This window comes from Kitasatospora sp. NPDC057198 (assembly GCF_042670125.1).
Classification (GTDB): Bacteria; Actinomycetota; Actinomycetes; order Streptomycetales; family Streptomycetaceae; genus Kitasatospora.
Window position 1 is genome coordinate 1 of record NZ_JBHUWH010000435.1, and the last position, 6,588, is coordinate 6,588.

A 6,588-nucleotide genomic window follows, 5' to 3' on the forward strand; every position below is an offset into this window, starting at 1 on the left:
GGCCGGAACCAGCCTCGAACCGGCCAGCCGCCGGAACACCGTCGCGCCGAGCGCGCACAGCACCACCGCCAGCGCCAGGCCGGGCAAGGTGAGAGCGAACGCCATGACCATCGATCCGATACCCCCTCGCACGACGCTCCCCGCGTCGCGTTCCGGCCGGTGAACGATTCGTGGCCGGACGGTGCTTCCCGGACGGTGGTTCCTGGACGGCGCGGCGTCGGGCGCGTCAGCCGAGGCCGGCCCCGGCGCTGGCCCCGGCCCCGGCGCCGGACGCGGGCCGTCGCTGCCAGCGGGCGCGGTGGAAGATCGGGTCGGCGGCGACCACGCACAGGGCGTGCATCGGGCCGTCGGCGTGCTCCGGGAGGAAGAAGCCGACCCAGTCGTTCTGGTAGCTCTCGCCCCTGCGGTGCAGTTCGCGGTCGCTGGCGACGGCCTCCCCGGCCTCGGTCAGCGAGTCGCCCATCCAGAACAGGACTTCGGGGCGGGCGAGGATGAAGGAAGCCCCGGCGTGCTCGGCGTACCGGGCCGGGTGGCGCTCGGACAGGCGGTGGACGGCGTCGGGGCGCTCGACGGGGCGCGGGGCCGGGGCGGTCACCGTCAGCGGTGCGCCGCGGTGCGTCCCGCGGCGCAGCGCGGGCCAGTCGGACGGGCGCAGGCCGGTGTCCTCGCGGGCCACCAGCAGGGGGGTGGTCCGGGCGTTCATCGGGCCGGGGCCCGGCGGGGCCGGGACGTGCAGCGCGCTGTGCGGGCTGGTCGCGGCGAGCCGGAACAGCGCGCCCAGGCGCAGCAGGTCGGCCCGGCTCCCGTACAGGAAGGCGACGCGGAGGTCGGGCGGGTGGAAGAAGGTGTTGCGGAGCATCGGCCCGGTGTCCAGCACCCGGGCGAGCTGCGCCCCCGCCCCGGCGGTGACCGGCCGGCCGGTCACCCGCAGCCGCATCCGCCCGTTCCCGCCGCCGTCGACCATCCGCCGAGTACAGCACGCCGTCCGCCGGACGGCCAACGCGTTTCCGGGGACGCGACGGAGCCCGGGCCGCCTCCCCACGAGACATGGGCGACCCGGGCTCCGCCGTGGTGCCGCCGCCCCCGACCGGCCCCGGACGAATCCCGGGCGGGGGCGGCGGGCCTGTCACCGCGTCAGCCGGTCTTCACGCTGCACGCGGTGCCGTTCAGGGTGAACGCGGTGGGGGCGGTGTTGGCGCCGCTCCAGCTGCCGTTGAAGCCGAAGGAGGTGGAACTCCCGGGCGCGATGGCCTTGTTGTAGCCCGCGTCGGTGACGGTGACCTGCGCGCCGCTCTGGGTGGCGGTGCCGTTCCACAGCGAGGTGACGGTCTGTCCGCTGGGGAAGGCCCACTTCACCGTCCAGCCGTTGACCGCCGCGGTGCCCTTGTTGGCCACCGTCACGTTGGCGCCGAAGCCGCCGCCCCACTGGCTGCTCACCGCGTAGGTGATCTCGCAGGAGGAGGTGCCGCCGCTGGGCGAGGACGAGGGCGAGGACGAGGGCGAGGAGGACGGCGAGGACGACGGGGAGGCGGAGGGCGAGGACGACGGCGAGGTGGACGGCGAGGCCGAGGCGGAGGCCGAGGCGCTCGGCGAGGGCGAGACGCCGCCCGCCGTGTCGCCGTACATGATGCCGCGGCCGTTGGTGCCGACGTAGACCCGGCCGTAGATCCGCGGGTCGCCGGTGATCGCGCCGCCGGTCCAACCCCACTGGTGGGCGTCGTCGTTGATCCGCACCCAGCTGGCGCCCGCGTCGTCGGAGCGGTACAGGCCGCGCACGCCGCCGATCTTCGCCGAGGTGTACATCGCCGGGTAGGTCTTGCCGGGGGCGGCCTTGCCGAAGCCGATGTTGTCGGCCTGGTCGACGCCCACCTGCTTGGTGAAGGTCGCGCCGCCGTCGGTGGAGTGCCACAGGCCGTAGCTGGTGGTGGTGGTGCCGCCGGCCAGCCAGACGTCGCCCTTCGCGCCCGGGACGGCCTTGAAGCGCACCGACTCGGTGGGCAGGCCGTTCGCCTTGGCGGTGAAGGTGGCGCCCGCGTCGGTGGAGACGTAGAAGGTGCCGCCGGACCAGCCGTAGAAGGTCTTCGGGTCGACCCGGTCGGCCTGCACGCTCGCGCCCGCCGGGAGGCCGGCGGCGGCCGTCCAGGAGCCGCCCGTCCCGGTGGTGCGGTACACGCCGGTGCCCTTCGGGCTCCACACGGTGGCCGAGCCGTCGGCCGCGATCGCGACCTGCCCGCCGCCGGTCACGCCGGACGGTTCGGCGGAGGCCGCGAACCAGTTGGCGCCGCCGTCCATCGAGAAGCCGATGTGCTTCTCGGTCGAGCCGGACGCGGTCTCACCGACCCGCACCATGGTGGCCGGGGAGGCTTCGGCGAAGTCCATCGAGGTGCCGGAGGTCAGGTTCGGCTGCGAGAAGATCTTCGCCGGGACCTTCGTCAGGTCGTCGTGCTTGAACCCGCCGAGGTCGCCCAGCGAGCTGAGCAGCGGTGCGCCGGTGGGGGGCGAGACCAGGTCGTTGACCGCGGTCTCCTCCAGGCCCTTGACGACGGGGGCGATGCCGACCTTGGTGCCCTTGTCGAAGTTGGTCAGGTTGGAGGAGCCGTACAGCGTCGCGCCGGTGCCGTACATCATCCGGTCCGAGTCGAACGGGTCGATCTCCAGCGACTCGGTCATCCAGCCGAGCTTCGGCGACTCCTCCGGAGCGGAGACGTTCGCGTTGAAGGTCAGCCACGGCACCGAGGAGATGTCGATGGAGTACTGGTCGACCCGGGTCGGGTACCCGTTGTACGACCAGAACGGCTTCCAGGTGGCGCCCGAGTCGGTGGAGCGCCAGATCTGGGTGTCGGGCCACCACGAGCTGTAGCCCGTCACCATCAGCACGTTGGGGTGCTGGCGGTCGACGGTCAGGCCCGAGTAGCCGAAGAAGTTGTTGCTGCTGTCCGAGGACGGCACCGGGCTGACGTTCGTCCAGGTGCCGGTGCCCGTCGCGTACTTCCACACGTCGCCGTGCGCGCCGTCGTACGGGCCGCCGGTGTCCGAGTACGAGACGAACAGGTTGCCGCCGGACGCGTCCAGGACGGCCTTGTGCGGGACGAAGCCGGTGGGCTGGCCGCCGATCCTGGTCCAGGTGGTGCCGCCGTCGTCCGAGCGGTAGATGCTGTTCTGCTTGTCCGCGACGCCGACGTACACGGTCTTCGTCACGCCGTTGACGGTGCCGCTGCCCTTGTCGAAGACCTCCCACAGCACGCCCAGCGGGTCGCTCTGGTAGCCCGAGGTGTCGGACGGGTCCGGCGCGTACGTGCCGGTCACCGGGAACGCCGTCACCTGCGACCAGGTCACGCCGTAGTCGGTGCTGCGCCACAGGCCCTTGCCGCTCGGGGCGCCGAACCACAGCACCGCGCTGTTGTTCGGGTCGATGGTCAGGCGCTCGCCCATGCCGCGGCCCGGCATGTTGCCGCCGAGCTTGAACGGCAGGGTGGTGCGCTGCCAGGTCTTTCCCTGGTCGGTGGAGCGCAGGATCGCGCCGTTCGCCGGGTCCCAGCTGTTGGTGTAGGTGCCCGCCGCGATGTAGACCCGGTTCGGGTTCTTGGCGTCGGTGGCGAGGCTGGCCACGCCGGTCAGGCCCCAGTCGTCCCAGCCCAGCGAGTCCAGCAGCGGGATCCACTGCTTGGTGGCCGGGTCCTGCCGGTACGCGCCGCCGATGTCGGTGCGGGCGTACACCAGGCCCTGCTGCCCCTGGTTGAAGACGATGCCGGGGATGAACCCGCCGCCGCCGATCTGCACGTTGTTCCAGGTGTACGGCTGGCTCGCGGCGCTCGCCGCACCCGCCGACTCGGCGGCGCTGGCCGACAGCTGGGGCAGCGCCGCGGTCGCCACGCAGGCGGCGAGGGCGGCCGCGGCGGCCACCGTCGCCAGCACCGGCCGGCGTCCGCGCACCGGGGGCCGCGAGGCGGCCCGGCGCTCCAGGGGGACAGGGGTCATGGGGGACTCTCCTCGGTCACGGGTGGGGGGACCAGAAAAGCGGCCCGGTCCACCCGCCCGACAACGATCCCGTTTCGAGCGCGGGTAAAATCGCAGGTCAGTGGCGCACCCGCGGTGAAAGTTACAGGGGCCGCACCCCCACCGGGCCCTCCCCGGCGGGTGCTTGACGCCCCGTCGAAACCTTTCGAGGCCCCGCGTTCGACAGATATTCGACAGCTCTTTCGCCTGCGTGCGACATGCGCGGCGGCCCCGTCCGACACCCCGTCAGGGGCGTATTCGACAGTCGTTCGACAGTCCGCCGCCCGCTTTTACCAGTTCGGGCGGCCGGGGCAACGGGGGCCGGGGCAACGGGGGCCGGGGCGACGGCGGCCGGGGCAACGGGGGTCAGCCGAACTGCCGGCCGGTGAAGCGGCGGACCAGCTCCGGCAGCAGCACCACGTTGGGGCGGTCCAGCGAGGCCATCAGGGCGGACTGGTCGTCCCGGGCCCGGTACAGCGACACGTAGCCGCCCGTGGTCCGCATCCGGCGCACCTCGTCCCACGCCAGCGCGGTCCCGTACTTCCCCTCGCCGCGGATCCCCTCCCGGCCCAGCCGCAGCTTGCCGATCACCACCTCCTCCCCGGCCCCGACCCGCTCGGTGAAGCCGTCCACCAGCCGCGGCGCCACGTACCGCTGGGCCAGCTCGACCAGGGTCCGCCACTCCTCCGGCGGTTCGGCCATCTTCCCGCGCGCCGTGAACACCAGCTGCCCCAGGGACTGCGGCTCCTCCCACCCGTACGGCTCGAAGACCGGCCCGCGCGGGTCGGCCGTCCCGAGCCCGAAGCCGTACATGGTGCTGTGCACGCTCGGCAGGAAGCGGCGCGGGGTGATGTCCCGGCGCATCAGGTAGCGCACCCAGTCGGCCTCGTCGAAGGCCAGCACGTTCCCGCCGAGGACGAGGTGCCGGGTGTCGGCGTACAGCCGCCGCCCGGCGTGGGTGGACTCCAGGACGGGCAGCGCGGGCACGGCCTGCGGCTGCGGCGCGGGCTTCGGTACGGGCTTCGGCGCGGGGGCGGGCTTCGGCTGCGGCGTCGACTTCGGTGCGGGTGCGGGTGCGGGTGCGGGCTTGGCGGCGGGTGCGGGCTCCGAGGTCCTGCCGAGGGTGGCGGCCTCGGGCAGGTGGAGCGTCAGCCAGGCCGGGACGGTGGGGCGCGGGTAGGCGAGCAGGTCCTCGCGGTAGTGGGCGGGGGAGAGCAACTGGTCGGCGGGCAGCGGCTCGTCCGCGTAGTCGTAGCTGGTCAGCACGCCGGCGCCGCCGGGGCGGGTGTCGGCCGCCATGACCAGCCGGTACCAGGGCCCGGCGGGCATCCGGGCGGACAGGTGGCGCTGGCGGCGGACCAGGACGGCCAGGCTCTCCGGGACGCGGACCGCCTCCTCCCGCCCGCCGTACCGGAAGGCGACCTGCGCGACGTCGGCGCCGACGGTGCAGGAGAACACCGCCGTGAAGCCGTCCCAGCCGGGCGTCCCGAGCAGGGAGAGCTGCTGCACGATCGGGTCGACCAGCCCGGCGGCCTGGGCGGCGAGGGCCTGCGGGTCGTCCACGACGGTGAAGGAGGCGACGGCGGGCTCGTCGTCGGCCCGCGCGGCCCGCTCGAAGGCGGCGGCGAAGTCGGCCATGTACGCCTCCTCGGCGGGCCGCCGGCGGATGAACACCTCCTCGGCCCGGAAGCGTTCGCGCAGCACGTCCGGCGGCAGCGCGGTGCTCGCCTCCCGGACCCGCCCCAGGTCGCCGACCAGGAACACCGGGGCGTCCAGCGTCAGCGAGTCCAGGAACGCCATCGGGTCGCTGTCGTCCACCTCCACCGGCACGTACACGTACCAGCCGCCCGGGAAGCGCTCCGCCGCCAGCTCGTCCGGCTGGGGGCCGGTGCCGCCCGCGGCGGCCCGCTCGGCCGCCAGCCGCAGTGCGTCGGCCCGGCCCAGCTCCCCGCGCGGGCCCGGCGCCGGGGCCCCGGCCAGCGGGTGGTCCGGGTCGTCCCGGCCCGGCCCGGGGTAGTGGTGCAGCAGCTCGAACCAGAGCACCATCTCGTACGCGGCCTCCTCGGCGGCCCCGTCGCACAGGATGTGCCACTGCCCCTCGCCGTCGCGCCCGAACGCCATCCAGCCCCGCTCGTGGCGCACCAGCACGTACCCGGCCCGGTGCGCGTCGCCGAACGCGCCCGTCCGGGCCAGGTCGGGCGGCACGCTGTCGGTGCGGCGGCCGAGCTCCGCGCCCTTGACGTCGATCGCGGTCAACTCGTAGCGGGCCATCGGCGGCGCTCCCCTCCGGGCTGCCCGCCCGCGCCGGTGCGGACGGGTGCATTGGCCAACGACCCTAGCCGATCCCCCCGACCGCCGGACCGTTCCGAGACGGACGGTCAACTCGCCTGTCCTCCAGCCATGTTCCTCGTCACAGTGACTCGCACGGCCGGGCCGGAACGGGTGGACCCGGTGCGCCCGGAGCACGGGGAACGGCTGCGCGACCTGATCGACCGGGGCCTGCTGCCGGCTGCCGGACGCCGGACGCCGGACGCCCGCTGCCCCGGCCGGGGCAGCGGGCAGCGGGCGGGCGGTCAGGCGGTCGGGCTCAGG

General features: G+C 74.4%; 4 protein-coding genes. 1 reads left to right on the forward strand and 3 read right to left on the reverse strand.

Annotation, left to right across the window (positions count from 1 at the left end):
* Window positions 1-226 precede the first annotated feature (226 nt).
* From ACFUEL_RS32360 to ACFUEL_RS32370, 3 genes are all read right to left on the reverse strand, one after another.
* Window positions 227-964, reverse strand: a complete 738-nt coding sequence (locus ACFUEL_RS32360; RefSeq protein WP_380240575.1) for a hypothetical protein — start codon at window positions 962-964, stop codon at window positions 227-229.
* A 170-nt stretch (window positions 965-1,134) separates the two neighbouring features.
* Window positions 1,135-3,978, reverse strand: a complete 2,844-nt coding sequence (locus tag ACFUEL_RS32365; protein ID WP_380240577.1) for a cellulose binding domain-containing protein — start codon at window positions 3,976-3,978, stop codon at window positions 1,135-1,137.
* A gap of 384 nt (window positions 3,979-4,362) precedes the next feature.
* Window positions 4,363-6,267, reverse strand: a complete 1,905-nt coding sequence (locus ACFUEL_RS32370) for a hypothetical protein (RefSeq protein WP_380240579.1) — start codon at window positions 6,265-6,267, stop codon at window positions 4,363-4,365.
* A 129-nt stretch (window positions 6,268-6,396) separates the two neighbouring features.
* Here ACFUEL_RS32370 and ACFUEL_RS32375 point away from each other — a divergent pair.
* A partial coding sequence (locus ACFUEL_RS32375; protein WP_380240581.1) for a hypothetical protein occupies window positions 6,397-6,588 on the forward strand: 192 nt, incomplete at its 3' end.